4 protein-coding genes are annotated in these 4,031 nt (G+C 71.0%); 2 read left to right on the top strand and 2 right to left on the bottom strand.

The genetic code is table 11. The features are described from left to right. Positions 1–832: transcription initiation factor IIB (locus DJ70_RS07340; protein ID WP_094531534.1), on the bottom strand; the 832-nt coding region annotated here is incomplete at its 3' end. Positions 833–1,111: 279 nt separating this feature from the next. On the opposite strand from DJ70_RS07340, the gene DJ70_RS07335 reads away from it, so the two are divergent. Both DJ70_RS07335 and DJ70_RS07330 read left to right on the top strand, forming a co-directional pair. Next, on the top strand, positions 1,112–1,552 hold the full coding sequence (locus DJ70_RS07335) for a hypothetical protein (RefSeq protein ID WP_094531532.1): 441 nt from the start codon (positions 1,112–1,114) through the stop codon (positions 1,550–1,552). Positions 1,553–1,554: 2 nt separating this feature from the next. After that, positions 1,555–2,178 carry an METTL5 family protein gene (locus tag DJ70_RS07330; protein WP_094531530.1) on the top strand — a complete coding sequence of 208 codons (624 nt, stop codon included), beginning with the start codon at positions 1,555–1,557 and terminating at the stop codon, positions 2,176–2,178. 63 nt (positions 2,179–2,241) lie between these two features. Here the strand turns inward: DJ70_RS07330 and DJ70_RS07325 are convergent, their stop codons facing one another. After that, positions 2,242–3,957, bottom strand: coding sequence for a rhomboid family intramembrane serine protease (locus DJ70_RS07325; RefSeq protein ID WP_094531528.1), 1,716 nt, complete (start codon positions 3,955–3,957; stop codon positions 2,242–2,244). Positions 3,958–4,031 lie beyond the last annotated feature (74 nt).

The following is a 4,031-nucleotide window of genomic DNA, read 5'->3' as shown; positions in this document are numbered from 1 at the left end:
CGTAGATGGCGGCGGCGGCGAACCCGGTCGGCGACTTCCCGGACAACAGGCCCTGTTCCGCGGAGACGTCGATGATCTCGGTGGCCTTCGACTGGACCTCCTCGCTGAGTTCGAGCGCGGAGGCGAACCGCGGGACGAACTGCTTCGGATCGACCGGCTTGAGCTCCAACCCGAGCTCCTGGGAGATGTAGCGATACGTCCGGCCGATCTCCTTTTGGGGTACCCGCGAGACCTCCGCGACCTCGTCGAGCGAGCGGGGGATCCCCTCCTGTCGGCAGGCGGCGTACAGCGCGGCGGTGGAGACGCCCTCGATCGAGCGGCCGCGGATGAGGTCCTCGGAGAGCGCGCGGCGGTAGATGACCGAGGCGACCTCCCGGACCGATCGCGGAACGCCGAGCGCGCTCGCCATGCGATCGATCTCCGAGAGCGCGAACTGGAGGTTGCGCTCGCCCGCGTCCTTCGTCCGGATGCGCTCCTGCCACTTGCGCAACCGATGCATCTGCGAGCGCTTCTCCGAGGAGAGCGAGCGCCCGTACGCGTCCTTGTCCTTCCAGTCGATCGTCGTCGTCAGCCCCTTGTCGTGCATCGTCTCCGTGATCGGCGCGCCGACGCGGGACTTCGACTGCCGCTCGGAGTGGTTGAACGCCCGCCACTCCGGGCCGCGGTCGATCGTCTGTTCGTCCAAGACCAGCCCGCAGTCCTCACAGACGAGCTCCTGGTCCGCGTCGGTGACGATCTCGGCCGAGTCACACTCGGGGCACGTGATCGCCTCCTCGTCCGATTCTCGCTCGGTGTCCCGCTCCCGTTGACGCTGCCGGCTCGGACGTTCCATTATAAGGTTTCTGGTCACTGCCGTATTTAAGACTTGTTCACAAACATCGGAGAGGAAACACGAACGAGCGGCGGCGGCGAGAACGGCACGTCCGGCCTACATCTCCCCTACCAGCCGAATTCGGCAGATCGGCGCGGGAGCGGGAGGCGGGTCGGCGTCGAAACGGCGGCCTGCCTCGCCCGCGTCCGAACACGAAACGTGACCGCCGCTTCGTCGCGGGGTGAGTATTACTACTAAACATTCAAAAAAGCTTTTGTATAACCAGAAACTATGACAGGTATGAGCACCACGGAGCCCAGCGGGATCGACGCCGCGATAGACGGCTGTCGACCGGCCGAGATAGACCCGATCGTCGTCGACGCGGGAGACCTCGAGAGCACCGCTCCCGAGTACCTCCGGGAGTTCAAATCCGGTCTCGCCGCGCGGGGGTACCACCCGGCGACGTTGGCGGTCGACGCCTGCTTCGCCGACGACTGTCCGATCGCCGCCGGCGAGGAGGCCGACCGGCTGCGCGGGTTCGTTCGCGCGGCGGCGTTCCTCGGCGCCGGCCGGATCGAGGTCCGGATCGACGAGGTCGCGGACGCCGACGCCGTCGAGTCGACGCTGTCGGCGCTCGCCGAACGCGCCCGGCGGGAGGGGGTCGAGTTCGTCCGCACGGGCGACGCCTCGACCGACGGAGGCGTCGACGGGTCCCGACGCGGGGACGGGACGGCCGCCTGAGCATGGCGACGAAGCGATCGCTCGCGACGAAGCTCGGCGTCGTCGCCGGGTTCGAGAACCCCCGTGCGGCCCTCGAACAGTACCCGACCCCGCCGGACCTCGCCGCCCACGTCGTCCACCTCGCGGACCTCCAGGGCGACGTGGACGGCCGGACGGTCCTCGATCTGGGCGCCGGAACGGGGATGTTCGCGCTCGCGGCCGCCCTCCGCGGGCCCGCGCGCGTCGTCGGCGTCGAACTCGACCGCACCGCCTTGACCACCGCGCGCGACAACGAGCGACGCGTCGCCGCGAGCGCCCCGGTCCACTGGATACAGGGGGACGCGACGCGGGCGCCGGTGGCCTTTCGGGAGCCGGTCACCGTCGTGATGAACCCGCCGTTCGGGGCACGGGACGGCAACCGCAACGCGGACCGAGCGTTCCTCGCGACCGCGAGCGAGCTCGCGAGCGTCTCCTACTCCGTCCACAACGCCGGGAGCCGCGACTTCCTCGAGGCGTTCGCCGCCGACAACGGCGGCGAGGTGACTCACGCGTTCGCCGCCGACTTCGCGGTCGACGCCCAGTTCGACCACCACGCCGAGGAGTCCCGCGACCTCGACGTGGAGGTGTACCGGATCGAGTGGCGGTAACGCCCGCGCCGTCGACCCCGGTTTCCGCTCGTCCGTTCCGCCCGCCGGCCGCCGGAGCCGCCGTCAGCTCCGCTCGCGCCCCTCGTACCGTTCCCGCTTCGCGACTCGAACCCGCGAGTCGCCCCGCTCGGCGTAGATCGCCTCCGTCTCGCGGACGAACTCGACGCCCTGGAGCGTCACCGACCCGTTCACCGTCGGGATCCGGGACGTCTCGTTCGTCCCCTCGTGGGCGACCCGAAGGTCGAAGCGGTCCGGCGCGGCCGCGATCGTGACGCGTCGACCGTCGAGGACGGGCTCCGCCTCGACCGCGTCGCTCACGAACAGGGTCGACCGGTTCCCCTCGTACACCCCGTCGACCCGGTAGGTCGCGTTGCCGCCGACCGCGACCCAGCCGGTGCGCTGTACCCAGACGGTCTCGCGCCATCCCGTTCCGCCCACGTCGACGGCACGGTATCCCCAGAAGGCGAGGTTCCCGCTCGAGACCGCCGTCGTCCAGATCTCCCGGTCCGGGTTCGCGACGATCACCCCGGAGGTGCGGACCGACGTGGACCGGCCGAACGCCTCGACGTCGACCGCGCTCACCGTCCGGTCCTCGACGTCCTCCGCGTACGTCACCCGGTACCCCTCGACCTCGATCGGGTCGCCCGGAAGCCCGGCCTCGTCGACCGCGACGAGGTTGGGGACGACTGCGGGGCCGGCGACGGCCGCGAAGGCGACGAAGAGCAGGAGCAGCCCGACCGCCGCGGGCGTCGTCGACGCGACGCTCTCGCGTATCGTCCGCGGGGTCGGCACCGCCAGCGCCGGGCGGAACGGCGTCTCCCGGCCCGCGACGGCGACGGCGACGATGGCGGCGAGCACGAGGACGCCGCCGAGCCCGAGCGCGCGGTACAGCTCGTACCGCTGGTTGCCCAGATACCAGTACACCGCCCACAGTCGGCGTGACGCGCCGAACAACAGCACCGCGGCGAAGACGACGACCGCCGGGGTTCGCGACGTGGCGACGCGTCCGATCGAGACGGAGCGCCGACGGAGGAGCCAGGCGCCGACGAGCGCGCCGCCGATCAGCCCGAGGGCGTGGCCCTGGATCGCGATGTTCGCCCACCCCGGCGGGCCGAACGAGGGGGTCGCCTCCGCGATCTCCACCGGCGTTCGTACCGTCTCGTAGACGACGCCGACGAGGGTCGCGGCCGTCAGCGACGCGATCGTGCCGATCGGGTAGTGGACGAGCGCGAACCCCCACAGCGCGAAGACGACGCCCGAGAAGCCGATCACCGGCCCGAGCGCGAAGAGGGAGGAGACGAGGCCGAACGCGAGGATCACGCCGGGGACGACGCAGAACGCCCGAACGTACGGGTTCGTCCGGAGCGATCCGAACGTCTCGCGGCCGCGCTCGCGCGGGAAGTGCCCGTAGGCGTACTCCGCGAGCGTTCCCGCGACGAGCGTCGACAGCAGGTTGCCGGTGACGTGCCCGCGGCTCGCGTGGGAGAACCCCGCCCAGAGCATGCCCTCCGGGTAGAGGTACGACCACGCGCGAAACGGGATCACCACGGGTCGGTTCGGGTTCTCGAGCCCGCTCTGGACGAGGAGGTAGACCCCGATCACGAAGCCGACGGCGACGAGCGTCCCCCAGGGAACGCCAAACAGCAGCCGCGAGCGGAGCCGCCGTCCCCACGCTCCGGCGGGACGGTCGGCGGCGTACACCGCCGCGAGCGCGACGAGCGACGCCGCGCCCGCGACCAGCAGGTGGACGGCGTCGACCGGCAGCGGCTCGAGGGCCATGTCCCCACTACAGCGACCGATCGCATATCAATTCGCGGGTCGGTGCGGCGGAGGCGGGACGGTACGGCGAAGGC

The sequence above is a fragment of the Halorubrum halodurans genome, assembly GCF_002252985.1.
GTDB classification, from domain to species: domain Archaea; phylum Halobacteriota; class Halobacteria; order Halobacteriales; family Haloferacaceae; genus Halorubrum; species Halorubrum halodurans.
This window is presented reverse-complemented; position numbering and strand designations above follow the sequence as displayed.

What these genes read in the sequence shown, in the direction of transcription:
- DJ70_RS07325 (WP_094531528.1), bottom strand. Translation starts at nt 3,957, where the DNA reads ATGGCCCTCGAGCCGCTGCCGGTCGACGCCGTCCACCTGCTGGTCGCG.
- DJ70_RS07335 (WP_094531532.1), top strand. Translation starts at nt 1,112, where the DNA reads ATGAGCACCACGGAGCCCAGCGGGATCGACGCCGCGATAGACGGCTGT.
- DJ70_RS07330 (WP_094531530.1), top strand. Translation starts at nt 1,555, where the DNA reads ATGGCGACGAAGCGATCGCTCGCGACGAAGCTCGGCGTCGTCGCCGGG.